Origin of the sequence: Georgenia wutianyii (assembly GCF_006349365.1) — a bacterium.
Taxonomy (GTDB): domain Bacteria; phylum Actinomycetota; class Actinomycetes; order Actinomycetales; family Actinomycetaceae; genus Oceanitalea; species Oceanitalea wutianyii.
Window position 1 is genome coordinate 535,590 of sequence record NZ_CP040899.1, and the last position, 22,091, is coordinate 557,680.

The following is a 22,091-nucleotide window of genomic DNA, read 5'->3' on the forward strand; positions in this document are numbered from 1 at the left end:
AGCGGGGCCCGCGATGGCAGCACCGGGCGCAAGGTCGGTGGGCCGCCCGCCGTGGGCCACGTAGAATCCAGCCCCGTGGCCCTCACCATCGGAATCGCGGGACTGCCCAACGTCGGCAAGTCGACCCTGTTCAACGCGCTCACCCGCGCGACCGTGCTCGCCGCGAACTACCCGTTCGCGACGATCGAGCCGAACATCGGCGTCGTGCCGCTGCCGGACCCGCGGCTGGAGAAGCTCGCCGAGATCTTCGGCTCGCAGAAGATCCTCCCCGCGACGGTCTCGTTCGTCGACATCGCCGGCATCGTCCGCGGTGCCTCGGAGGGGGAGGGGCTGGGCAACCAGTTCCTCGCCAACATCCGCGAGGCGGACGCGATCTGCCTGGTGACCCGCGCGTTCAGCGACCCCGACGTGGTCCACGTCGAGGGCCGGGTCGCCCCGGCCGAGGACATCGAGACGATCATCACCGAGCTGGTCCTCGCCGACCTGCAGACGATGGAGAAGGCGATCCCGCGGCTGGAGAAGGAGGTGCGCGGCAAGAAGACCGACGCCGCCGTCCTCGACACCGCCCGCGGCGCCCTCGCGCTGCTGGAGGAGGGCACGGCGATCTCCGCCGGTGCCGCGAAGGCCGGGCTGGACCCCGAGCACCTCGCCACCTTCCAGCTGCTGTCCGCCAAGCCGTTCATCTACGTCTTCAACACCGACGACGAGGGCCTGGCCGACACCGCGATGCAGGCCGAGCTCCGTGAGCTCGTCGCCCCGGCGGACGCGATCTTCCTCGACGCGAAGTTCGAGTCCGAGCTCGTCGAGCTGGAGCCGGAGGAGGCCGCCGAGATGCTCGCCGACGCCGGCCAGGAGGAGGCGGGCCTCGACCAGCTCGCCCGGGTCGGCTTCGACACCCTGGGCCTGCAGACCTACCTCACCGCCGGGCCGAAGGAGGCCCGCGCGTGGACGATCCACAAGGGCGCCACGGCCCCCGAGGCGGCGGGCGTCATCCACACCGACTTCCAGCGCGGCTTCATCAAGGCCGAGATCGTCTCCTTCGACGACCTCGTCGCCGCCGGCTCCATGGCCGAGGCCAAGGCCCGCGGCCAGGTGCGCATGGAGGGCAAGGACTACGTCATGCAGGACGGCGACGTCGTGGAGTTCCGCTTCAACGTGTGAAACCGGGCGTTTGTGCAGGTCAGAGCGGTATCGGGTGCTTCCAGTCCGCACACGGTCCGCAAGAAGTTTCGCCTGATGGCTGGCTCGCCGAAGCGGAGGCCGTCGCCTCGGTCGGCAGCCGCGGGGACTCCTACGACAACGCGATGGCCGAGGCCATGAACTCCCTGTTCAGGGCCGAGTGCGTCCGCAACCCGGTCATGCGCCCGAAGGGCGGCTGGAAGAACGTGACCGACGTCGAGATCGCCGTCGCCGAGTACGTCGACTGGTTCAACCACCGACGCCTGCACGGCGAGATCGGCCTCGTTCCGCCCGCGGAGTTCGAGGCCAACCACTGGGCCAGCGTCACCCCCGAGCGCTACCCTGAAACACCCGTCCGCACCGGGGCTAATTCCAAGTAACCGAGCCTCCACGAAACCCGGGGCGATTCACTCGCCACGGAGCGTCGATAGACCGCCACACAACGGCGAAAGCCACATGCTCGGCTCCCGGCTGGGTTCCGGCGCGGGTGGCAGCCATGCTTACTGGGTGGGAGCTGGCTCAGTCGTCGGCGGGTAGTTGGCCGCGTCGTTGCTCGCGCAGTCCGGCCAGGATGGTGATGATCAGGGCGATGCCGATGGCGCTGACTGAGACCGCGGGCAGGAGTTGGTCGAGGTAGCCGACGGCCAGGATGGCCGGGATCGCGGCGAGGGGCCACGGCCAGGTCGCGCGCCACCCGTTGTTGCCGGAGATGATGACTGCGGTGCCGGTGAGGAACAATGCCGCGCCCGCGCACAGGGCCCACCGACCTCCGGTGGTGAGCTCACCGACCGGGTGGACGATGTATTGCTCGATACCGACCCCGACAGCCGCGAGGCCGAGGGTCAGCGGCAGGTGGCCGTAGACGTACCGGTCGGGCTTGGCGGTGTGTTGAGGCCGCTGCTCGGAGGTGAGCTGTTCCTTGCCCGCGACCGCACCGAGATCGAAGTAGTTCCACCACAGGGCGGAGGCGATGAGGAACCCGACTGCTGCGACGAGTACTGATGTGGGGTTCCAGTCGGTGTCGTGCATGCCGGTCACGACCGAGGCAACGGATTCACCGAGGACAAGGATGACGAACAGGGCGAAGCGTTCGGGCAGGTGCTCGATGTGCAGCGGGGCGTTGTCGCCCTTACGGGTGGCGATCAGGGGTGCCGTGGCTTCCAGCGCGACGGCGAGGGCCCACAGCGCGTACGTGGCGGGCGCGGGCACAATCAGGGATACGGCCCACAGCATCGCCCCGGCGGTGGTTCCGATCAGGTAGATCTCGATAGTGGTGCGTGCCTCGCGCACGTGGCGCCAGGCGCGGATGTACAGCGCCAGCAGCAGGAGCCGGGTGATGAGACATCCGACGGTGAACGCGGTGCTCTGGGCACCGGTTGGGTCGCTGGCTGCGGCGGCCATGACCGCCACACCGAATGCTCCGGCGAGTTTCGCCAGCCTGTACAGGACGTCATCGGTGTCGAACCGGTTGGCGTACAAGGTGATGGTCACCCACGACCACCATGTGACAGCGAACATCGACGTGAAGACCGCGGCCCCGTGCCAGGTCAGGTCCGCCGCGAAGGCTTTGGCGAGCTCGGCGACCACCAGCACGTAGGCGAGGTCCAGGAAGAGCTCGAGGCGGGAGGCGGAACGGTCCTCGCCGGTGCGCAGCTCAGGCGGGCGTATCAGCCGCTGCGTCGGCTCCCTGTCAGTCGACATCGGATGGCTCCTGAGAATCGCGGGTGTCGGTCATGACGGGGCCAATGCCGTCAGGACGGGGCCACCGGTGGCCGGCTACCTGGTGTGGGGATGTTGACGGCGTAGCCGCGGGGCTGGCACGGAGCCCAGATGGGCAGAGTGGATCGAATCCCACTCTGCCCATCTGTGTGCGTCGGCCGCCGCGCCCTCCTTGTGGTCAGCGGCCGAGGCCGGCCTCGTCGACCTTGCGGTGATAATGCATGCCGGCGCGCCCACCGAGGATCGCACCAAGCAGGCTCACCAGGGCCGCGGCGACCACCGTGATGACTGCGGTGGTGGTGAGGTCGTCCGTGTCGATCGGGATGGGAATATTCGCCAGCTGACCCTGCCCGATCACGTTCTGACCGGCGATGACGCCCAGGACCGCGAGGACGATCACGATCACCACCGCCCAGACCCACACCGCCACGCCCTGCTTGACGCCGTCGAACCGGGCCATCCGTCCGGCGACGTAACCGCCGCAGAAGTAGGCGATGAAGAGGATCACCGCCGCGACGATCGCGCCCACGATCCCGATTGTCTGCGCGTTGTCGTCGGCAGCATCGGCTGCCTGGGTTAGGCCCAGGTCGCTGGCGAGACCGATCGCAGTGGCGATTCCGGTGATGAGAGCGGTCAGCAGGGCTGCGGCGCCGGTGGCGGTGAGCCACCCGAAGAACGCGGAGCCGATCTTGACACCGCCGTACTCCTCCTTCTCCCTCTTCACGACGCTCTGCCGGTCACGGCCTGGGCTCTCGGACGAGCGCGCGTCCGAACCGGCCCGGGGTTCCTTCTCTTGCGGTGTCGATCCGTAGCTGGTGCTCATGGGTGTGTCCTTTCCGGGTGACGAGTCGAGATGCTTCCAGGCGGTCTCCGGTGGTGGCGGACGGCAGTCGACGCCGCCGGCCACCACGCGGTATCCGCTAGCTGTGTCCGACCGGGGTGCCGAACATCAGGGTGCGTCGGCGGACGTCGACGGTCCCAGCGCCGACGAGCAGGTCCTGGAGGTTGTCGGCGTCGTCGGGATCGAGGGTCAGCACCTCTTCCAGGCGCCCTGGTCCAACACCAGCTGCAGGGTGTAAGTCCCTGGTGCCCGGGCGTCACCGGCGACCCAGCTGAACTGGTCGTGGCCGACCTGACGGACGGCGATGCTGTCATCGGTGACGGGCTGGGTGACGTCGCTCGTGGGGTTCTCCTCCGGGTGCAGATGTGGTCGTGGATCTTGCCAAGGGCGGTGGCACCGCCTGGGGTGCCAGGAGACCTCTTCTGGGCTGGGAACCGAGGTCCGGTCCTGTTCCCTCGGTTCCCGGGGCCGGTTGCTAGCGGCCGAGCCCGCCCAGCCCACCGGGGAGCTTGCCGAGCAGGTCTTGGGGGTCGATCCCGAGCTTGCTGAGCAGACCGGAGTCCTTGTCGGTGTCGACCTTGTGGGGCAGCTCGGACTCGGCCTGGGTGGCCTTGTCCGTCTCGCCGCCGGCCGTGAGCTTGTCGATGTGCACGGTGGTTCTCCGTTCGTTGTTCTCGGTCGCTTCCCCACTAGGGACGCGCGGTCGGGGGCCTTGGGGGCCGTGGCCCGGCGATCCCCGGGCGGGGCCGGGCCACGGACCGGTGGCCCGGGTTAGTGCTTCGTGCCGCGCTCGGGGGCCTCGCCGGTGTCGGTCTCGATCTGCTCCTTGCGGACCTCCTCGGTGACCTCCCGGTCCTCGGTGACGGTCTCGGTGTCCAGGCGCACCCGCTCGACCGGGACGGTCTCCTTGGTGACCACGGGCTCCTCGGCGTGCAGGATGACCTCGTGCTCCTCGGAGGTGAGGTCCCCACCGGCCATGGCCGCGTCGCGGTTGGCCTCGGTGATCGGCTCACGCTCGATGCGGACCTCTTCGTGGGAGACCGGGACGGTCGTGGTGACGTTCTCGGTGACGATGTACTTGCGCAGCCGGGCCTTGCCGGCCTGGACCTCCTCGGTGCCGACGTGCAGCTGCTCCTCCGAGCGGGTCATCGCGTTGTCGGTGGTCCTGCCGGAGGTGTCGCGTCCCACCACGCCCGGCTCACCGGTACGGTCGTCCCGGGGTGCGGGGGCGCCGACCCCGGGCAGGCCGGAGTCGGAGGCGGCCTCGGAATAGTCCAGGCCGTAGTAGCGGTACAGCTCGGCCTCCTGGCCCTGGGACAGGTGACCATCGCCGGACTCCTCCACCCGGGGGGCGTCCTTGACCTGGTCCTTGCCGTAGGGCACCTGGATCTCGCTGCCGGACACGGTGCCCTGGGCCAGCGGGACGAAGGACTCGGCGCTGCCGAACATGCCGGTCCTGACGGTGACCCACTCGGGGTCACCGGTCTGGTCGTCGAGGTAGACCTGGCCGACGTTGCCGATCTTCTCGCCGGCCTCGGTGACGACGGTGCCGCCGGTGGAAAGCAGGTTCTGGATCTGGTCCGTGCTGATCATGACTGACTCCTTCTGGTGGGTGCTGCGGGATTGTGGGTGATGACTCCGGCGGCCAGTCGGGCGGGCCGCGGGGTCGGCGGTGCCCTCAAGTGAGGTCCCGCCTGGTGCTGCGGCCCTTGCCGGGGCGCAGCACGATGTCGACGGCGAGGTCGGGGGCGTCGGCTGCCTGGCGCAGGTGGGGTATGACCAGCTCTTCGAGCTGGGCACGGATCTCGGCGACGTCGGCGCGGTCGGAGAGGTCCACGGTCAGGTCCAGGCGGGGGTGGTCCTCCCCGCGCAGGTGCGCCGATGCCCCGGTGACGCCGCGCAGCGCGCCGGCCTCGTCCTCGACGGCGTCGATGAGCGCACCGGCGTGCAGGGTGGTGAGCCCGTCGCGGGGGTCTTGGGTCAGGTCCAGGCGGGTGACCCGGTCGGTGCGCAGCTGCGCCAGGAGCCAGCGCAGCCCCAGCAGGGCGATCACCAGGCAGGCGGCGGCCACCACGGGCCAGAACCACGAGGTGTCCGCGGCGAGGCGGCTGAGCTGGTCGGGCAGGACGGGTGAGGCTGCGAGGTCCGTTCCGAAGCCGCCGAGGCTGAGCACGAGGCCCAGCACGCCGGCCGCGAGGAGGGCCAGGCCGAGGAGGGTGAGCACGGCGCGGTTGGCGCCGTCGACGCGGGTGCTCACCGGGCCGCCTTGGTGGAGATGGTCACCCGTGGGCGCAGCACCTCGGCGAGCCCGAGGTCGGTGAGTGTCTCGGTGACGGCGCTGCTCACCTCTGCGTGGAGGGTGCCCGGGGAGCGGGTGGCGGTGCGGGCCCGGACGGTCGCGCGGCGCCGGCTCACCTGCGCGCGGGCCGCGCTGACGCCGCTGGTGCGCCGCGCGGCCGTGGCCAGGGATGTCTCGATGCCTCGGCGGGAGGCGCTCACGCTCACCCCGGCCGGGGTGCCTTGGGATCGGGGGGGCAGGCTCAGGGCGGAGGGTTTGCCTCGCCGGAGCGCGGGCCACAGCAGCAGCAGCCCGAGGAGCGCCAGCGCGACCAGCCCTGCGCGGACCGGGTCGGTGTCCCAGGTCTGTTCCCCGAGCCAGGTGCTCCACTGCTCGTGCGGGAGGACCCAGGAGGGCCGGCCGAGGAGGGCCAGGACGATCTCCACGGCGGCGAGCAGCCCACCAAGCAGCAGCGCCAGGGCCAGCAGCACGGACAGGATCCGGTTCAGCAAAGCCATCGCGGTCACTTCACTCTCTTCCGGCTCGCGGTGGGCACCTTGAGGCTGACGACGTCTATGTCGACGTGGTCGACCCGCACGTCGGTGATCCGGCGATCTTCTGCACGACGCCGTCGGCGATGGTGGTGTTGCCCTGCGGGCTCTGCAGGGCGCTTGGCGCTGCCTTGGCGAGCTGACTGCTGCTCGCACCCGGCGTCGCGGCAGGGCTGCTGGACAGGGCCGATGCGGTGGTGGGGTCGCTCACGGTCTCTCGTCTCCCTCGCGGATCAGTTCTTGGTCCGGAGCACCACGCCAGGCGCCGGCGCGGCGCCGTGACTACGGTGACCCTCATCTCCTTAGACACCAAGATCCGCGAAGGGTTACACCCCGATGCCATGGACTGAGGAACCTCGGGTGACCCCCGATGCCGGCCCCCCCCAGCGCCGACGGCTGGGAGGCGGCCCTGGTCGCCCAGGCCCGCGACGGGAACGAGAGCGCGTTCGAAACTCTCGTCCGTCGCCACCAGGACCGCGCGTACCTGGTCGCGCTGCGAATCACCGGCCACCCGCAGAACGCCCAGGACGCCGTCCAGGACGCCCTCCTGAACGCCTGGAAAGGTCTGCCACGTCATCGCAGCGAGTCGAGCTTCGGTACCTGGCTGATCCGCATCGTCATCAACCGCTGCCACAACCAGCGCCGGGCCGCCCGACCCATCACCGCTCTGCCCGACGATGAGCCGATGTCCGGACCCGGACCCGAGAGCGAGGTGGTGGCCGCCCACCGCCAAGATGCCACTATGAGGGCGATGGCCGCTCTGCCCTTCGACCAGCGCACCGCCCTGGTACTGCACACCTTCAATGGTTGTACGCACGCCGAGGCAGGGCGGATCCTGGGTATCAGCGAGAATGCTGCCAAGGTCCGCGTGCATCGAGCCCGGCGCACGCTGACCGCCCGCCTGCAGGGATGGAGGTGACCGATATGGCCGAGTCTCGCCTCGCGTGCGGCGCCTCCTACGACGCACTGCTGAACCAGGTCGCCGAACGCACCGAGCCCGTCGACCCCGACCACCAGCGGGCCTGCCCTCACTGCCGAGCCGCCCTCGCCGAGTTGAGCGCCTTGTGGGCCCCGGTCCATGAGCTCGTGGACACCGATGTCCGGGCACCCTCCGACCTGCTGACCGCGGTGATGGCTCAGGTCCGACAGCTCGCCCGGCACAGCTGGTATGCCGTCATCCCCACCGGGCGGGGCGAGACACGGATCGCGGCGCGGATCATCGCCGCCGTCGCCCGCCTGGCGGCGCAAGAGGTCCCCTCCGTGACCCTGGCCCTGGGGGGCGGGCGCACCACACTGGACGCCACCAGCAGCCGGGTCGCCAGCCCCGCCGGCGAGCCGGCGACCGACGTCGGCGTCGCCGGGACCCACGTGATCATCGATATCCAGATCGCCGTCGAGATGGGCACCGACATCCCTACCGTCGTCGAGACGCTCCGTGCCCACGTCGCGCGCACGATCACCAACCAGCTCGCCCTCACCGCCGCAGAAGTCAACGTCACTGTCGCCGACGTACAACCCGCCGAAGCTCGCCCCTCGCCACGGTCCTCCTGACTCCGGCCCGCGACGGTACCGAGTGATCGACGCGTTCAGGCGGGTCAGAGCGGGTTTTAGACGTCTACCGGCGACGTCCGTCACCAGCCAGAATGGGCCGATTTCGTTCCGCTTCAACATGTGAGTCCCGACGGCGGGCCTCGCGCCGGGAGCCGGAGACCGCGTCCTATTCGCGGCCCTCCTCCAGCGGGATGAGCATGGTCCGGAACGGGCCCGCGGAGCTGTGCAGCTCCCAGATGCGCTCGGCCACGTCGTCGATCCCGTTCTCGAGGTTGAGCTTCGGGATGGCTCCCGGGATCACGAGCTGGACGACCCGGACGCCCTCGTCCTGCAGGGCCTCGTGGAGCATCTCGCCGTACGCGCTCTCGGCGGGGAACGCGACCGAGGTCCCGGCGAAGCCGCTGCGAGCCTTGACCGACGTTCCGCCGTTGACGAGGACGATGCTGCCCTCACCCGCCTCTCGCATCGCCGGCAGGACCGTGCGCACGGCGTGGATGAGGCCCAGGGCGGAGAACTGCAGGGCCTCCGTTGCCAGCTCGGGCGTCAGCTCGAGCACCGGCTGGAGGTAGGCCCGGGAGGGGAGCGGGCTGTACTGCAGCACGCTGATCCGGCCGAGCTCGGTCGTGGCCCGTTCAAGGGCGGTCACGAGGGACTCGGGATCCAGCACGTCTGCCGGGTAACCGCGCGCGACCACGCCGCCGGCCTGCAGCTCGGCTGCCAGGTCGTCCAGCGTCGCCTGGTTGCGGGCGATGAGGGCGACAGAGAAGCCCTCGGCGCCGAACTTCCGCGCGACTGCGGCCCCGAGGCCTGGTCCGGCACCGATGATTGCGATGGTGGGCATGGCCCGTCCCTTCCCGGAGAGTGTGGGCCCGACCATAGCCGCGGGCCGCGTGACGGACCTGTCGTGGGCCGTGGCGAAGGCCGCAAGGAGGGCGTCATGCAGGACGGCGACGTCGGGGAGCTCCGCTTCGACGTCTGAGCGACCGTGCTGGCACGCTGACGCCCTACCTCAGCGGCCGGCGGCGTCGTCCGAGGTCGTCGGCGCGGTGAGGGCCGCGGCGTACGCGCGCATCGAGCGCTGGTAGCGGGGCAGGGCCTCGATCTGCGCCTCGACCGAGACCTGGAGCGCCTCGTCGGTGCGTCCGGCGCTGTGGAGCGCCAGGGCCAGCACGAGGCGTGGGGCGGACCCGGTGGACTCGTGCGTCGGGGCGGCTCGCAGGACGGCGATCGCCTCGTCGAGGCGGCCGAGGTTGCGCAGGGTCGAGCCGTACTGGACCGCGAGCTGCGCATGCCTGGCGGTGTCGAGGCCGAGGTCCAGAGCGCGCTCGTACTGCGCGGCGGCCTCGGCCTCGAACCCCTGGGAGTCGTACATCCCCGCGAGCTCGAACGCCGCCCTGCCGTCGGTGGCCGGGCACGTCGCCGCCAGGTCGCGCATCGCGGTCACGCCGTCCTCGGGTCCGAGGCAGTCGAGACGCTTCCACAGCTCGGCGACCGAGGCTTCCCACTGCTCCAGCGGCGTCGTCATGGCGGCGATTGTGTCAGGGGGCAGGAGGCGGCTCGTCCGGGCGACACCGTGCCGGAAGGACCCCTGGTCACTCCACAGCCGCAGGCGTACCATCTGGTACACGGGGAGGTGGGGTGCCTCCGCACAGCACATGGGGGGCAGTGACGATGGGGATCCTCACGTACCGCGAGCGGCCGGGCCCGGGGCGGCTGCTGCCGCCGCAGGCGCACACAGAGCAGCCCTGGCTCATCCACCGGATCGCGCCGGACTTCCGGCTCGAGGATGTGTGGTCGATCGACGTGCGCGGGGGTGCCGACGACCTCCCGCGCCTGGTCGCGACGTTCGCCACGGACGACTTCCCCGAGAGCGCGCCGCTCCTCGTCCGCGGGTTGTGGAAGGCGCGCTGGGCCATCGGTCGCACCTTCGGCTGGGACGGGCCGGACGACGGGCTCGGTGATCGCGTCATCTCGCTGCGCGAACGCCTTCCCGACGACGTCGCTCGGGTCGCCCTCGGCCGCGACCTGCCCGGGGTCGCCTTCGTCACCCTGTACGAGACCCGCGAGGAGTGGGCCGCCGAGATCGCCAACGCGACCGTCCACGCCGTCATGCACCTCGGCTGGGTCCCCGACGGCGAGGGCGCGCACCGGGGCCAGATGGCCGTCCTGGTCCGCCCCAACGGCCGGCTCGGTCGCCTCTACATGGCGGCCATCAAGCCGCTGCGCTACCGCGTCGTGTACCCCGCGCTCCTGCGGGGCATCGAGCGCCGTTGGGCCGAGGGTGCCGCGCCTCGGCAGGCGGAGTCCCCGACCGATCTCGTCCCCGCTCCCGAGGGGCGGCGCGCGGCACGCGGTGTGGGCCGGTCGCTGGCGCGGAACTTGCGGGCCCGGTGGTGGTCGAACCGGTTGCCCGAGACGGAGCACACCGATCGGTCGTGGCGGATCCACGAGATCGCGCCTGACTTCGAGGTGGAGGACGTGTGGGTCTACCGCACGCCGGGGGCCGGCCCCGACGACTTCCCCGTCATGCTGGCCGCGCTGCGTGCGGCGGGCGGCCTGAACGAGAACCCGCCGCTGGTGCGCCTCCTGTTCGCGGTGCGCTGGACGCTCGGGGGTTGCTGGGCTGGGACTCGCCTGGTGCCGGTCTCTCCGGACGCGTCGACTCGCTGCTGGATCGACTGCCGGCGGACCTGCGGCAGGATGCCGCCGGGGAGGCGGTGCCCCACACCCCGTTCACCCTCGTGTACGAGCTCGCCGACGAGTGCGTGATCGAGCTGGCGAACAAGACGGTCCATGACCTCACGCACCTGGGTTGGGTCCCGTCCGAGCGCGGTGGCTACGAGCTGCGCATGGCCGCGCTGGTCAAGCCCAACGGCCGGTTCGGGCGGATGTACATGAAGGCGATCAAGCCGTTCCGGTACCTGATCGTCTACCCGGCTCTCACCCGGAAGTGGGAGCGCGCCTGGCGCGAGCGGCACCGGTACGTCGGGCACGCCGGTAGTGCTCGGACCTGAGGCGCCGTTCGACAGGTGCAGGCCTCTCCCTCCCTTGCGGGGGCACATCCCGCGGCGCATCCTGGACGCACGTCTCGTGGTGCCACGGATCGTCTCCACGCGTTCGTGAGTGAGGAGGCCCCATGGTCGTCGTCGGACTCGTCCTCGCGTGCCTCGCCGCGCTGGTGCACGTCTTCATCTTCTACCTCGAGTCCTTCGCGTGGACGGGCGAGCGGGCGCGCCGGATCTTCGGCACCGGCTCGGCGCTGAAGGCGGAGGCGACCCGCGAGCTCGCGTTCAACCAGGGCTTCTACAACCTCTTCCTCGCCCTCGCGGTGTTCCTCGGGACAGGGCTCTACGCCGCCGGGTACGAGGACGTCGGGGCGACACTCGTGTTCACCGGCGCCGGGTCGATGGTCGCCGCCGCGCTCGTGCTCCTCCTGTCGAGCCCGGACAAGGCCAGCGCCGCGCTCAAGCAGGGCGTCGTGCCGCTCCTCGGCGTCATCGCCCTCGCCGTCGGGCTCCTCACCGCCTGAGGACGACGGGATATCCCGTTGCCCGTCCTGGCGCGCCCTCACTAGCGTCCCGCCATGGCCACGAGACTGGACAACATCGGGATCGCGGTCCGCGACCTCGACGCCGCGGTCGCGTTCTTCACCGACCTCGGCCTCACCGTGCTGGGCCGGGACACGGTGAGCGGGCAGTGGGCGGACACGGCCGTGGGCCTCGACGGCAACCACGTGCGCATCGCCATGCTGCAGACGCCCGACGGTCACGGGCGCCTCGAGCTCTTCGAGTACCTCCACCCCGAGGCCATCGAGACGGAGCCGACCCGCCCCAACGAGATCGGCATGCACCGGGTGGCCCTCGCCGTCGACGACCTCGACGCCGCCCTCGAGATCGCGGCGCGGCACGGCTGCCACCCGCTGCGTGGCGTGGCGAGGTACGAGGACGCCTACCGGCTCACCTACCTGCGGGGCCCGAGCGGCATCATCGTCATGCTCGCCGAGGAGCTCGGACGGCCCTGAGGACCCGCCGGACGGCGCCGTCGTGAGCTGCCGGGCACCGCGAGGCCGAGGTCACGGTCCGGGCGGGCATCGCGGGGAGTCGTGCGGTCTGTCGAGCCCCTCCCCGGTGCGAGGATTGGCTGATGACCGCGACCCTCGTGACCCACGGCCTGGCCGGCGGGTACGGCCATCGCACCCTGTTCGACTCACTCGACCTCACCATCGCCCCGGGAGACGTCCTCGGGGTGGTCGGCGCCAACGGCGCGGGGAAGTCCACGTTGCTCAGGCTGCTCGCAGGCAAGGACCAGCCGCAGGCGGGGGCCATCACGCTGTCGCCGCCGGACGCCTTCGTCGGCTGGCTGCCCCAGGAGCACGAGCGCGTCGTCGGGGAGACCGTGGCCGAGTACATCGCCCGCCGCACGGGGTGCGCCGAGGCGACCAGGGACCTGGAGGCCGCGGCGGCGGCGCTCGGTGACCCGTCGCTCCTCGAGGGCAGTGGGGTCGACCCGGCCGATGCGTACTCCTCGGCGCTGGACCGCTGGCTGGCCTGCGGTGCCGCCGACCTCGACGAGCGCATCCCGGACGTGCTCGCCGACCTGGGCCTGGACCTCGGCGGGGCCCGGCCCGAGCAGGCACTGATGACCTCGCTGTCCGGCGGGCAGGCCGCCCGGGTCGGGCTGGCGGCGCTGCTCCTGTCCCGGTTCGACATCGTGCTGCTGGACGAGCCGACGAACGACCTCGACCTCGACGGTCTCGAACGGCTCGAGGCCGTCGTCCACGGGCTCCGCGGCGGGGTGGTGGTCATCAGTCACGACCGTGAGTTCCTCGCGCGCTGCGTGACGCGAGTGCTGGAGCTCGACCTGGCCCAGGGCACGAACCGCGTGTTCGGTGGCGGCTACGACGCGTACCTGGAGGAGCGGGAGACCGTCCGCCGCCACCAGCGGGAGAAGTACGACGAGTTCGCCGACAAGAAGGCCGACCTCGTCTCGCGGGCCAGGACCCAGCGGGAGTGGTCGAGCCAGGGCGTGCGCAACGCGATGAGGAAGGCGCCGGACAACGACAAGATCAGGCGCAAGGCCGCGAGCGAGTCGAGCGAGAAGCAGGCGCAGAAGGTCCGGCAGATGGAGAGCCGCATCGCTCGGCTCGAGGAGGTCGAGGAGCCTCGCAAGGAGTGGCAGCTCCAGTTCACCATCGGGTCGGCGCCGCGCTCCGGGTCGGTCGTCTCGACGCTCAGCCAGGCGGTGTTCCGGCAGGGGTCCTTCACGCTCGGCCCGGTGTCGTTGCAGGTGAACGCGGGGGAGCGGATCGGCATCACCGGACCGAACGGCGCCGGCAAGTCGACGCTGCTCCGCGGGCTGCTGGGCCACCAGCTGCCGGACGAGGGGACGGCGAGCCTGGGGGCCGGCGTTCACATCGGTGAGATCGACCAGGCGCGCGCGGTGCTCGCCGGGTCCCAGCTCCTCGCGCCGGCCTTCGAGGCGCTCGTCCCGGACATGGCGTCCGGGGAGGTGCGCACGCTCCTGGCGAAGTTCGGGCTCAAGGCCGACCACGTCAACCGCCCCGTCGACGAGCTGTCCGCCGGGGAGCGCACGCGGGCCGGGCTGGCGCTGCTGCAGGCTCGTGGTGTCAACCTGCTCGTGCTCGACGAGCCGACGAACCACCTCGATCTCGCGGCCATCGAGCAGCTCGAGCAGGCGCTCGAGTCCTACGACGGAACGCTGCTGCTGGTGACCCACGACCGGCGGATGCTCGCCACCGTACGCACCGACCGGCGGTGGCACGTCGAGGCGGGCCAGGTCACCGAGCTGTAGGGCGGGCGCACCTGCCCGTTCCGCTGACGCCGCAGGTCAGCGCGGTTACGCTGCCCGGATGGAGCCGCCCGGAGAGCAGCGTCCACCGGAGCGGCCCGCCGTCCGCCGGCTGTCCGCGGCAGGGCTGGCGGCGCGCATGGTCGGGACGGTCGCGGCCCTCGGGGTGCTCGCCTACGGGCAGGTCGCCGACACCAACGACCTCTTCCCGCTCGGCACGCTCTCGCAGTTCGCGACGGCGCGGGACCTGGACGGCACGGTCCGCTCGACCTACCTGCTCGCCGACACCGCCGGTGAGCAGGGGCGGCGGATCGCGATGAACGAGCAGACCATCGGGGTGGCGCGGGCGGAGGTCGAGGGCCAGCTCCAGCGGATCATCGACCGTCCCGAGCTCATGCAGTCCCTCGTCGACGCCTACGCGGCGCTGCAGCCCGGGCGCGAGCCGATCGAGACGCTCTACCTCATGCGCTCGATCCAGCAGCTGGCCGGCGGGTACGTCGTCGGGGAGCCGGAGCAGGTCGAGCTGCTGCGCTGGGACTCGACCGCGGGGGAGGACTGAGGTGCGCGCCGTCGCCGGCTGGCTCACCCGCCCCGTCCCGCTCGCCCGCGTGGCCGCGTTCCGCGCGCTCGTCTACGCCTTCGTCATCTGGGACGTCCTGTTCACCTTCGACGACGTCATCCCGCACTCCTACGTGCCCGAGCTCTACCAGCCCACCCTGCTGGCCCGGCTCGTGCACCTCCCGCCGCTGAGCACCGCCGTGTCCTACGCGCTGCTCGCAGCGATCCTCCTCCTGTGCGTGCTCGCGATCGCCGGGCGCGCGCAGCGGGTCGCCGGCTGGGGCGTGGCGCTGACCTTCTGGGTCTGGGCGCTGAACTCCCAGGGCTTCTCCTACGTCCAGCACGACCACATGGCGCTCATGGTCACCACGCTCGCCCTGCCCACGGTCGGCGTGGCCCACTACCGCGACCAGACCCTGTCCCAGGCGGCCGGCTGGGCGCTGCGCTGCGTCCAGCTCGCGACCGTGCTCACCTACTTCGGGTCGGTGTTCGCCAAGTGGTCCCGCGCGGGCAGCCTCGTCACCTGGGCCAACGGGTCGGTGCTGACCTGGGCGATCGTGCGCCGCGGCTCCCACCTGGTCCAGTGGGCGCTGGAGTACCCGATGCTGCTGCGCGCGGCGCAGTGGGGCTCGCTCGTCCTGGAGATCTGCTCCCCGGTGGTCCTCTTCATGCGCGGGCGCTGGCTCTACCTCGCCATCGGCTGCTTCCTCGCCTTCCACCTCGCCACCTTCATCGCGATGGGCATCCACTTCCTGCCCACGGTGGTCTGCTGGTTCGCCTTCCTCCCGCTGGAGCGGGTCACCGAGCGGGTGTCCGCGCGGCTGCGGCTCCCGAGCCCCGCCCCGGCCTGAATCGCGGTCAGGCGGCACGCACCGCCGCTGCGAGCCCGGCCGGCGAGCCGTTCCACGGTGCCCCGTGACCGGGCAGCACCCACGACGCCGCGAGCCCGGCCAGCCGGTCGAGCGAGGCCAGCGCCTCGTCCGGGTCGTCGGTGAACGGCGCGGGCTGCGGCCCGACGCGTCCGGTGAGGACGTGGCGGGTGGTGAGCGCGTCACCGACGAAGACGGCGTCCACCGCCGGGACGTGGACGGCGACGCTCCCCGGGGAGTGGCCGGGCATGCCGACGACGACGGGGCTGCCGGGCAGGTCGAGGACGTCACCGTCGCTGACCTCGACGACCTCGGCGACGTGACGGGTGCGCAGCGCGCGCTTGCGCAGACCGTAGGCGAGGAAGCCGAGCATGGGCCCGAGTCGTGCCGGCCCCATCGGGGTCTTCGGCTTCTCACCGGTGCGCGCGCGGTGGGCGTCGGCGGTGTGGACGTACACGGGCACGCCGACCTCGGCGCGGAGGCGCTCGGCGAAGCCGATGTGGTCGCTGTCCCCGTGGGTGAGGACGAGCCCGCGCACGTCCGAGATCGGGCGGCCGATGGCCTCGAGCTCGCGCAGGAGGTCGTCCCAGTGGCCCGGGAGCCCGGCGTCGAGGAGCGTGATCCCCTCCGGGAGGTCGAGGAGGTAGGAGGCGACGACGTCGTTGCCGAGTCGGTGGAGGTGCGGAGCGAGCTTCACGGCAGGGTCCTTCCCATATGATGGCTACGGTAGTTAGCCATCATGGCTAACGTCAATAGCCAAGGAGTATTCCGATGCCCTCGCCCAACCGGACCACGAACGAGGAGGTCGTCGCAGCCGCGCGGGAGATCCTCGAGGACGCCGGGCCGGGCGGCCTCACCATGCAGGCCGTGGCGGGCCGCGTGGGCGTGCGGGCCCCGTCGCTCTACAAGCGGTTCGCCGACCGGGAGGCGCTGCTCGCCGCCGTCGTCGCCGCGACCGTCGAGGAGCTGGGACGGCGTCTCGACGGCGCCGAGGACCTCACGGCGATCGCCCGCACCTACCGCGCCTTCGCCCACGAGCGTCCCGAGGCGTTCCGGCTCGTCTTCACGCCCTACGCCGAGCAGGAGGCGCTGCGGCGCTCGGCCGAGCCGGTGCTGCGCGCGGCGGCGGACCTCGTGGGGGAGGAGGACGCCCTCGTGGCCGCCCGGCTCTTCACCGCGTGGGCCACCGGCTTCCTCCACATGGAGCTCGCCGGCGCCTTCCGGCTCGGCGGGGACGTCGACGAGGCGTTCGCCTACGGGCTCGACCGGCTGCGCGCCGGGCTGCTCGCCGGGCGGCGCTGAGGCGGCTCAGCGCCGGAAGCGGAACGGGATGGGGATCGGGCCGCAGCAGCACACGCCCTGGACGTCGGTGGCGGCGAGCATCGTCGCGGCCTGGTAGCAGGCGACGAAGCGGGCCACGGTCGGCACGACGCTGCGGGCCACGCCCCGGCGCACGACGACGTCGCGCACCGCGGCCGAGCACGACTGCCCGCCGTGGGCGACGAGGTGCGCGCACGTCCACCCCTTCCGGGGGGAGAGGCGGCGCTGGTAGAGGCGGATGAGGCCGTCGACGGCGCGGGTGGCTGGGCCCATCGCCTCACGCTAGCGACGGGTGCCCACTCCGGCGCGGCGAGTGGCCGAGGACGCGGCCGGGCCGCGGGCGGGCCGGGGCTGCAGTCCGGACGTGCGCTGGTACGCCGTCTTCCGGTTGTGTGTGGACTGTTGGACCCTCTGAGGTCCAGAAGTCCACACCTAAGCGAGCGGGCCGACTGAGCGAGTGGGCCGGCGTGCTCAGCGCGCCAGGTGCCTCCGGAGGAACCCGATCGCCGCCGGGTAGGCGTCCTGCCGGTTCTCCCGCTTCGCCAGGCCGTGGCCCTCGTCGTGGTAGACCCGCAGCGCGCAGTCGATGCCGCGCCCGGCGAGCGCATCGCGGATCTGCTCGGCCTCGCTCAGCGGCACGCGCGGGTCGTTGGCGCCGTGGATGACGAACAGCGGCGCGACGATGTCGTCGAGGTAGGTGATCGGGGAGGCTTCGAGGAGGAAGTCGCGGTCCTCGGCGAGGCTGCCGTACTCCCGCTCGCGGTAAGCCACCCGGTAGGGCGAGGTGTTCTCCAGGAAGGTGACGAGCGAGCTCATGCCGACGATGTCGACGCCAGCTGCCCACCGCTCCGGCTGCATCGACACGCCCGCGAGCACCATGTACCCGCCGTAGGAGCCGCCCCACAGCGCGCTGCGTGCCGGGTCCAGGCCCTGGCTCGGCAGCCAGTCGTGGATGGCGGCGAGGTCGGCCACCGAGTCGAGCCGCAGGCGGACGTCGTCCAGGGAGTACCAGCGCTTGCCGTAGGTGGTCGAGCCGCGGACGTTCGGCACGAGCACCGTGAGGCCGGTCGCGCACAGCACCTGGACCACCGGGCTGAAGCTCCGCATCGACGCCGACTCCGGCCCGCCGTGGACGAGCAGCACCGACGCCCCCGCGAGCGCGGGGTCGTCACCAGCGGGGGAGTACCGGAACAGCGGCACCTCCTCGCCGTCGGGCGTGGGCACGCGGTGGACGGTCGGGGCGGCGAGCGAGGCGCGCACGTCGGCTGGCACCTCGACGGCCGCGAGCGGTGTCGACGCACCCGTCGTCGCGTCGACGAGGTGCAGGCTAGACGGGTCCGTGGGCGTGGACAGGGTGAGGACGAGCCGCTGCTCGTCGGCCGCCCACACGACGTCGGGCACCCCTTCACCGGGCACCTCGACGGTGCAGCGCAGGGCGCCGTCGCCCTCGTGAACGGCCAGGGCCACCGCGCCGTCACGCACGGTGCCGACGACCATCGCGCGGCCCGAGGGCGAGGCCCACAGCCGCAGGTCGTGCGCCTCGTCGGTGACGAGCCAGGTCCACTCGCGCCCGTCGAGGGAGACCCGGGCGATCCCGGTGAACTCGCGCTCGTGGTTGGACTCGACGAGCAGCGCCTCGTCCCCGGGCGCCCACGCCACCTGGGAGTGACGGGCGTGCTCGTCCGGGTCGGTGACCGTCCCGTCCCCGACGGCGCGCGGGCCGGAGACCCGCACGAGCGTGGAGGCGGGCCGCAGGCTGAGCCCCGTCACGGCGACCGAGCCGTGGTCGTGGGAGACGGCGGCCGCGGCGACGTAGCCCCCGCCGTCGTGCACCACGCGCTCGGAGCCGGTGGCGAGGTCGCGGACGACGACGTCCATGTCGACGCCGTTGCGCCGGTTGGTGTGGAAGACGACCGAGTCGGCCGTGACGTCCTGCAGGACGTGTATGAACCGCTCGTCGCGCACGAGCGGGACGAGGCCCGCGAGCGTCACCGGCTCGGCGGGCGGCACGGTGAGGTCGAGGAGGGACAGCTGCATGAGCTCGTCACCGTCGGTGTCGTGCTGGACGACCACCTGCCGGCGGCCCGGCACGTACCGGCCCGAGCAGCGCCCCGCCAGCGCGGTGAGGGGCGTGCGCGCCCCGTCCGGCTCGATCTCGACGAGCTGGAGCGTGCCGAGCTCGTCGTGCCCGGCGAGGACCCGCCCGGCGTCGTCGACGTCGAAGGCCACCCACGTCCGCAGGTCGAGGAGGGAACGGACGGTGGTGTCGGTGGAGGTGCTCACGCCATCGAACATAACCCCGGTGCGCGGTCTGTCGATTCGGCGGCCCCTCGCGCGACATCATGGTGACGGCACCTCCGCCGTCCCGACGAGAGGAACGACGATGAAGTACCTGGTCTTGTTGATCGGCGACGGCGACCTGCCCCCGTGGAGCACGCTGACCCCGGAGGAGCAGGCCGCGGCGATGCAGCGGTTCGCGGCGTTCGACGACGCCTGCAAGGCGCGGGACGGCGTCGAGATCCTCGCCGGTGAGGCGCTGGCCGCGGGGCCGGCCAGCACCGTGATGAGGACCCGTTCCGGGAAGGTCACGCTCACCGAGGGGCCCTACGCCGAGGCCGTCGAGGGACTCGGCGGCTTCTACCTCGTCGAGGTGCCCGATCTCGACGTGCTCGTCGAGCTGCTCACCGAGCTGCCCCCGTACGACATCCAGCTCTCGCCGGTCGTCGACCCGTACTGACCGTGCCGCGCGCCGTCCTCGACGAGGTCTGGCGGACCCACTGGGGCCGCCTCCTCGGGCACCTCGTCCACCGGTTCGGGCGCCCGGACCTCGTCGAGGACGCGCTCGCCGACGCCTTCGCCGAGGCGGCCTCCCGCTGGCCCGCCGAGGGCGTCCCGGACAACCCCGTCGGCTGGGTGCGCACCGTCGCCCACCGCCGGGTGGTCGACGCCCTGCGCCGCGAGGGCACCGCACGCGCGAAGGCCCACCTCCTCGTGGACGACGACGTCGCGTCACCGGCGGAAGGGACGGACCCGCCCGGCGTGGACACCGACGACCGCCTGGCACTCCTCTTCATGGCGACCCACCCCGCGCTCGCCGAGGAGGTCCGCCCGGCGCTCGCGCTCCGGTTCGTCCTCGGTGTGCCGACCGCCGACATCGCGCGCCTCTTCCTCGTCCCCCAGGCGACGATGGCGGCCCGGCTCACCCGGGCCAAGCGCCGGCTCACGACGGCGGGCATCCCATTCGCCGTGCCGGACCCGGCCGAGTGGCCCGACCGGCTCGACGACGTCGCTCGTGCGGTCTACCTCGCCTTCACCGCCGCGTACGCCCCGGCCGGGGGAGAGGACGTCCTCCGCGTCATCGAGGCAGGGGAGGCGGTGCGCCTTGCCGAGCTGGCCGCCGAGCTGCTTCCCGGGCAGCCCGTGCTCGAGGCGCTCGCGGCCCTGCTCACGCTCCAGCACGCCCGCCGGGACGCGCGCGTCGCGTCCGACGGCCGCCCGGTGCGCCTCGCCGACCAGGACCGCAGCCGCTGGCGGCGGGAGGAGATCGCCGCCGGCCTGCGGCGACTCACCGCGCTCACGCCGACTGCCGGGCTGGCGGAGGAGCTACGGCTCCAGGCGCTCGTGGCCGCCTTCCACGACACCGCGGCGGGCCACGCGGACACCGACTGGGCAGCGATCGCCCGCACGTACGCTCGGCTGGAGGCGCTCACCGGCTCACCGGTGGTCCGGCTCAACCGGGCGGTCGCCGTCGGGGAGGTGGCCGGTGCGATGGCCGGGCTCGCCGTGCTGAGAGCCGCCGCCGACCAGCTGCCCGGCCACCACCGGGTCGCCCTCGTGCGCGCGGAGCTGCTCCGCCGCGACGGGCGGCTCGCGCTCGCGGCGGCCGCGTACGACGACGCCCTCGCAGCCTGCCCCGACGGCGTGGAGCGGGAGCACATCGCGCAGCGCCGCGCGAGCCTCGCCGGGTCCTGACGCGGGTGACGGCGCTCACTAGGGTGGGCACCATGCGCGGTGACGGCCCGGGGCGGCTGCAGGTGGTGTGCGGGCCGATGTTCGCCGGGAAGTCGGAGGAGCTGCTGCGCCGGGTGCGCCGCGCGCGGCTCGCGGGCCTCGCCGTCGAGGTCGTCAACCACGCGTGGGACGAGCGGCACGGTGCCGGGCAGGTGGCCTCCCACGCCGGCCTGAGCATCCCCTCGCACTCGGTGACCGACGTCCACTCCCTCGCCGACCTCGGCCGCGAGACGGACCTCCTCGCCGTCGACGAGGCGCAGTTCTTCGGACCGGACCTCGTGCCGGTCGTCGAGGAGATCGTGCTCACCGGCACGACCGTCGTCGTCGCCGGGCTCTGCGTGACGTTCGACGGACGTCCCTTCGAGCCGCTGCCCTCGCTCATGGCCGTCGCCGACGACGTCGTCAAGCTCACCGCCGTGTGCGCGGTGTGCGGCCGCGACGCGCCCTTCCACGTCCGCACGCTCCTCGGCCAGGTGGCCGACGCCACCGTCCCGGCCACCGAGCACGTAGGGGGCACGGAGAGCTACGAGGCCCGCTGCCGCCTGCACCTGCGCAGCGCAGGAGCCGGCGCGGCTTTGGGCCGGGCCCGCCCGACGCCCTAGATTCGGGCGCGGCGGGTGCCGTCGGCGCCCCGGAGGAGAGGACGCCGTGGCCCACAGGACGCTCGACCTGCCCCGCCGCACACGTTGGCTCGCCGACGACCTCACGCGCGGCTGGCTCGTGGCGCCGGTCCTCGTCGTCGCCGCCCTGCTCCTCACCCTCCTCCCGGTGCTCGACGTGCCCGAGGGCGACCGGGCCCTCGCGCTCGTGCTCGTCCTGTACTCCCTGCTGCTCCTCGTCTACCCGGCGCTCACGCTGCTCGCCTTCGGCGGCCTGAGCGGGCCGGCGCTCGTGCACGCGCTGGGTGAGGCCCGCCGGCGCCAGCTCGCGCGGCCGCGCTGGCAGCGGTGGCTGCTGGGGTGGCGGGACAACGGTGTGGGCGGTGACGGTCCCTCGTGGCCGGTCGGGCTCGCGCTCGGCTCGCTCGTCGTCGCCGTGTGGCTCATCGTCTCCGACGCGATGCGCGGCTCGGGGATGCTCGTGGTCACGAGCATCGTCATGATCATCCTCGCCTGGGCGGGCAGCCTCGTCGCCTACGCCGTCCACGTGGCCCGGCTCGACACCGTCGCCGGAGGGCTGAGCTTCCCGGGGGAGGAGGCCGAACGCCACTTCTCCGACTACCTCTACCTCGCGCTCGGCGTCCAGGCCGCGTTCGGGCCGGCTGACGTCCAGGCGACGACCGCGCGCATGCGGCGGACCCTCTCGGGCCACATGCTCGTCGGCTGGACCTTCAACACCGTCGTCCTCGCCGCGCTCGTCTCCTTCCTCGTCGGCCTGGGCTGAGCCGCCCGACGTCGATCGGGCCG

General features: G+C 72.3%; 26 protein-coding genes and 2 pseudogenes. 16 read left to right on the top strand and 12 right to left on the bottom strand.

The window, feature by feature from the left end; translation table 11 throughout:
* The first annotated feature begins 75 nt into the window (after positions 1 to 75).
* Both ychF and FE251_RS16060 read left to right on the top strand, forming a co-directional pair.
* On the top strand, positions 76 to 1,161 hold the full coding sequence (ychF, locus tag FE251_RS02495) for a redox-regulated ATPase YchF (protein WP_139947699.1): 1,086 nt from the start codon (positions 76 to 78) through the stop codon (positions 1,159 to 1,161).
* The gene (locus FE251_RS16060) at positions 1,158 to 1,559 is read left to right on the top strand and encodes an integrase core domain-containing protein (RefSeq protein WP_407925279.1); all 402 of its coding nucleotides are present in this window, start codon (positions 1,158 to 1,160) and stop codon (positions 1,557 to 1,559) included. The genes ychF and FE251_RS16060 overlap by 4 nt, the downstream gene beginning before the upstream one ends.
* 139 nt (positions 1,560 to 1,698) lie before the next feature.
* Here FE251_RS16060 and FE251_RS02505 read toward each other — a convergent pair whose 3' ends face one another.
* The 7 genes from FE251_RS02505 to FE251_RS02535 all read right to left on the bottom strand — a co-directional run bounded on the left by FE251_RS02505 (position 1,699) and on the right by FE251_RS02535 (position 6,779).
* A complete protein-coding gene (locus FE251_RS02505; protein WP_139947703.1) occupies positions 1,699 to 2,880 on the bottom strand; it encodes a low temperature requirement protein A in 1,182 nt (393 codons plus the stop codon).
* A gap of 196 nt (positions 2,881 to 3,076) precedes the next feature.
* Positions 3,077 to 3,721, bottom strand: a complete 645-nt coding sequence (locus tag FE251_RS02510) for a hypothetical protein (protein WP_230976513.1) — start codon at positions 3,719 to 3,721, stop codon at positions 3,077 to 3,079.
* 493 nt (positions 3,722 to 4,214) lie between these two features.
* On the bottom strand, positions 4,215 to 4,391 hold the full coding sequence (locus FE251_RS15425; RefSeq protein ID WP_168202628.1) for a hypothetical protein: 177 nt from the start codon (positions 4,389 to 4,391) through the stop codon (positions 4,215 to 4,217).
* Between the two features lie 119 nt (positions 4,392 to 4,510).
* Positions 4,511 to 5,332 carry a DUF2382 domain-containing protein gene (locus FE251_RS02520; protein WP_139947704.1) on the bottom strand — a complete coding sequence of 274 codons (822 nt, stop codon included), beginning with the start codon at positions 5,330 to 5,332 and terminating at the stop codon, positions 4,511 to 4,513.
* Between the two features lie 85 nt (positions 5,333 to 5,417).
* Positions 5,418 to 5,996 carry an alkaline shock response membrane anchor protein AmaP gene (gene amaP, locus FE251_RS02525; protein ID WP_139947706.1) on the bottom strand — a complete coding sequence of 193 codons (579 nt, stop codon included), beginning with the start codon at positions 5,994 to 5,996 and terminating at the stop codon, positions 5,418 to 5,420.
* Positions 5,993 to 6,535 carry a DUF6286 domain-containing protein gene (locus tag FE251_RS02530; protein WP_139947708.1) on the bottom strand — a complete coding sequence of 181 codons (543 nt, stop codon included), beginning with the start codon at positions 6,533 to 6,535 and terminating at the stop codon, positions 5,993 to 5,995. Before FE251_RS02530 ends, amaP begins: the two co-directional genes overlap by 4 nt.
* A gap of 55 nt (positions 6,536 to 6,590) precedes the next feature.
* On the bottom strand, positions 6,591 to 6,779 hold the full coding sequence (locus FE251_RS02535) for a hypothetical protein (protein ID WP_179954772.1): 189 nt from the start codon (positions 6,777 to 6,779) through the stop codon (positions 6,591 to 6,593).
* Positions 6,780 to 6,938: 159 nt separating this feature from the next.
* Between FE251_RS02535 and FE251_RS02540 the strand changes: the two genes are divergently transcribed.
* Positions 6,939 to 7,487 (top strand): RNA polymerase sigma factor, encoded by a 549-nt coding sequence (locus tag FE251_RS02540; RefSeq protein WP_139947710.1) that lies wholly within the window; start codon positions 6,939 to 6,941, stop codon positions 7,485 to 7,487.
* 5 nt (positions 7,488 to 7,492) lie between these two features.
* Positions 7,493 to 8,119 carry an Asp23/Gls24 family envelope stress response protein gene (locus FE251_RS02545; protein ID WP_168202629.1) on the top strand — a complete coding sequence of 209 codons (627 nt, stop codon included), beginning with the start codon at positions 7,493 to 7,495 and terminating at the stop codon, positions 8,117 to 8,119.
* 166 nt (positions 8,120 to 8,285) lie between these two features.
* Here FE251_RS02545 and FE251_RS02550 read toward each other — a convergent pair whose 3' ends face one another.
* Both FE251_RS02550 and FE251_RS02555 read right to left on the bottom strand, forming a co-directional pair.
* Positions 8,286 to 8,960, bottom strand: a complete 675-nt coding sequence (locus FE251_RS02550) for an SDR family NAD(P)-dependent oxidoreductase (RefSeq protein WP_139947713.1) — start codon at positions 8,958 to 8,960, stop codon at positions 8,286 to 8,288.
* A 168-nt stretch (positions 8,961 to 9,128) separates the two neighbouring features.
* Positions 9,129 to 9,644: a tetratricopeptide repeat protein gene (locus FE251_RS02555; protein WP_139947714.1), complete on the bottom strand. Its 516-nt coding sequence runs from the start codon at positions 9,642 to 9,644 to the stop codon at positions 9,129 to 9,131.
* Between the two features lie 146 nt (positions 9,645 to 9,790).
* On the opposite strand from FE251_RS02555, the pseudogene FE251_RS16090 reads away from it, so the two are divergent.
* The 7 genes and pseudogenes from FE251_RS16090 to FE251_RS02585 all read left to right on the top strand — a co-directional run.
* Positions 9,791 to 10,351 (top strand): annotated as a pseudogene (locus FE251_RS16090) (DUF2867 domain-containing protein); the annotation flags it as partial.
* A 147-nt stretch (positions 10,352 to 10,498) separates the two neighbouring features.
* Positions 10,499 to 11,133, top strand: a pseudogene (locus FE251_RS16095) (DUF2867 domain-containing protein).
* A gap of 122 nt (positions 11,134 to 11,255) precedes the next feature.
* The gene (locus FE251_RS02565) at positions 11,256 to 11,648 is read left to right on the top strand and encodes a DUF1304 domain-containing protein (RefSeq protein ID WP_139947715.1); all 393 of its coding nucleotides are present in this window, start codon (positions 11,256 to 11,258) and stop codon (positions 11,646 to 11,648) included.
* A gap of 54 nt (positions 11,649 to 11,702) precedes the next feature.
* The gene (locus tag FE251_RS02570) at positions 11,703 to 12,140 is read left to right on the top strand and encodes a VOC family protein (protein WP_139947716.1); all 438 of its coding nucleotides are present in this window, start codon (positions 11,703 to 11,705) and stop codon (positions 12,138 to 12,140) included.
* Positions 12,141 to 12,262: 122 nt separating this feature from the next.
* Entirely contained in the window at positions 12,263 to 13,930 is a 1,668-nt protein-coding gene (locus tag FE251_RS02575; protein WP_139947717.1) for an ABC-F family ATP-binding cassette domain-containing protein, read from the top strand.
* A 58-nt stretch (positions 13,931 to 13,988) separates the two neighbouring features.
* A complete protein-coding gene (locus tag FE251_RS02580) occupies positions 13,989 to 14,486 on the top strand; it encodes a hypothetical protein (protein ID WP_139947719.1) in 498 nt (165 codons plus the stop codon).
* Between the two features lies 1 nt (position 14,487).
* Positions 14,488 to 15,336: a hypothetical protein gene (locus FE251_RS02585; protein ID WP_139947721.1), complete on the top strand. Its 849-nt coding sequence runs from the start codon at positions 14,488 to 14,490 to the stop codon at positions 15,334 to 15,336.
* A gap of 7 nt (positions 15,337 to 15,343) precedes the next feature.
* Here FE251_RS02585 and FE251_RS02590 read toward each other — a convergent pair whose 3' ends face one another.
* Positions 15,344 to 16,051, bottom strand: a complete 708-nt coding sequence (locus tag FE251_RS02590; RefSeq protein WP_139072174.1) for an MBL fold metallo-hydrolase — start codon at positions 16,049 to 16,051, stop codon at positions 15,344 to 15,346.
* Between the two features lie 74 nt (positions 16,052 to 16,125).
* Between FE251_RS02590 and FE251_RS02595 the strand changes: the two genes are divergently transcribed.
* Positions 16,126 to 16,656: a TetR/AcrR family transcriptional regulator gene (locus FE251_RS02595; RefSeq protein ID WP_139072173.1), complete on the top strand. Its 531-nt coding sequence runs from the start codon at positions 16,126 to 16,128 to the stop codon at positions 16,654 to 16,656.
* A 6-nt stretch (positions 16,657 to 16,662) separates the two neighbouring features.
* On the opposite strand, the gene yidD is transcribed toward FE251_RS02595, so the two are convergent.
* Positions 16,663 to 16,947, bottom strand: a complete 285-nt coding sequence (gene yidD, locus FE251_RS02600) for a membrane protein insertion efficiency factor YidD (protein WP_139072172.1) — start codon at positions 16,945 to 16,947, stop codon at positions 16,663 to 16,665.
* Positions 16,948 to 17,145: 198 nt separating this feature from the next.
* Positions 17,146 to 18,957 (bottom strand): S9 family peptidase, encoded by a 1,812-nt coding sequence (locus tag FE251_RS02605; protein ID WP_223147557.1) that lies wholly within the window; start codon positions 18,955 to 18,957, stop codon positions 17,146 to 17,148.
* Positions 18,958 to 19,057: 100 nt separating this feature from the next.
* On the opposite strand from FE251_RS02605, the gene FE251_RS02610 reads away from it, so the two are divergent.
* The 4 genes from FE251_RS02610 to FE251_RS02625 are packed head-to-tail and all read left to right on the top strand — an operon-like array spanning position 19,058 to position 22,068.
* Positions 19,058 to 19,411: a YciI family protein gene (locus FE251_RS02610; RefSeq protein ID WP_139947725.1), complete on the top strand. Its 354-nt coding sequence runs from the start codon at positions 19,058 to 19,060 to the stop codon at positions 19,409 to 19,411.
* 2 nt (positions 19,412 to 19,413) lie between these two features.
* Positions 19,414 to 20,646 carry an RNA polymerase sigma factor gene (locus FE251_RS02615; protein ID WP_139947727.1) on the top strand — a complete coding sequence of 411 codons (1,233 nt, stop codon included), beginning with the start codon at positions 19,414 to 19,416 and terminating at the stop codon, positions 20,644 to 20,646.
* A 32-nt stretch (positions 20,647 to 20,678) separates the two neighbouring features.
* On the top strand, positions 20,679 to 21,287 hold the full coding sequence (locus tag FE251_RS02620; RefSeq protein ID WP_139947728.1) for a thymidine kinase: 609 nt from the start codon (positions 20,679 to 20,681) through the stop codon (positions 21,285 to 21,287).
* A 46-nt stretch (positions 21,288 to 21,333) separates the two neighbouring features.
* Positions 21,334 to 22,068 (top strand): DUF1345 domain-containing protein, encoded by a 735-nt coding sequence (locus FE251_RS02625; protein ID WP_139947730.1) that lies wholly within the window; start codon positions 21,334 to 21,336, stop codon positions 22,066 to 22,068.
* Positions 22,069 to 22,091: the final 23 nt, after the last annotated feature.

Coding starts and splice junctions, on each gene's coding strand:
- FE251_RS02505 (WP_139947703.1), bottom strand. CDS start 2,880: ATGTCGACTGACAGGGAGCCGACGCAGCGGCTGATACGCCCGCCTGAG.
- FE251_RS02510 (WP_230976513.1), bottom strand. CDS start 3,721: ATGAGCACCAGCTACGGATCGACACCGCAAGAGAAGGAACCCCGGGCC.
- FE251_RS02520 (WP_139947704.1), bottom strand. CDS start 5,332: ATGATCAGCACGGACCAGATCCAGAACCTGCTTTCCACCGGCGGCACC.
- FE251_RS02530 (WP_139947708.1), bottom strand. CDS start 6,535: ATGGCTTTGCTGAACCGGATCCTGTCCGTGCTGCTGGCCCTGGCGCTG.
- FE251_RS02540 (WP_139947710.1), top strand. CDS start 6,939: ATGCCGGCCCCCCCCAGCGCCGACGGCTGGGAGGCGGCCCTGGTCGCC.
- FE251_RS02545 (WP_168202629.1), top strand. CDS start 7,493: ATGGCCGAGTCTCGCCTCGCGTGCGGCGCCTCCTACGACGCACTGCTG.
- FE251_RS02550 (WP_139947713.1), bottom strand. CDS start 8,960: ATGCCCACCATCGCAATCATCGGTGCCGGACCAGGCCTCGGGGCCGCA.
- FE251_RS02555 (WP_139947714.1), bottom strand. CDS start 9,644: ATGACGACGCCGCTGGAGCAGTGGGAAGCCTCGGTCGCCGAGCTGTGG.
- FE251_RS02565 (WP_139947715.1), top strand. CDS start 11,256: ATGGTCGTCGTCGGACTCGTCCTCGCGTGCCTCGCCGCGCTGGTGCAC.
- FE251_RS02570 (WP_139947716.1), top strand. CDS start 11,703: ATGGCCACGAGACTGGACAACATCGGGATCGCGGTCCGCGACCTCGAC.
- FE251_RS02575 (WP_139947717.1), top strand. CDS start 12,263: ATGACCGCGACCCTCGTGACCCACGGCCTGGCCGGCGGGTACGGCCAT.
- FE251_RS02580 (WP_139947719.1), top strand. CDS start 13,989: ATGGAGCCGCCCGGAGAGCAGCGTCCACCGGAGCGGCCCGCCGTCCGC.
- FE251_RS02595 (WP_139072173.1), top strand. CDS start 16,126: ATGCCCTCGCCCAACCGGACCACGAACGAGGAGGTCGTCGCAGCCGCG.
- yidD (WP_139072172.1), bottom strand. CDS start 16,947: ATGGGCCCAGCCACCCGCGCCGTCGACGGCCTCATCCGCCTCTACCAG.
- FE251_RS02610 (WP_139947725.1), top strand. CDS start 19,058: ATGAAGTACCTGGTCTTGTTGATCGGCGACGGCGACCTGCCCCCGTGG.
- FE251_RS02620 (WP_139947728.1), top strand. CDS start 20,679: ATGCGCGGTGACGGCCCGGGGCGGCTGCAGGTGGTGTGCGGGCCGATG.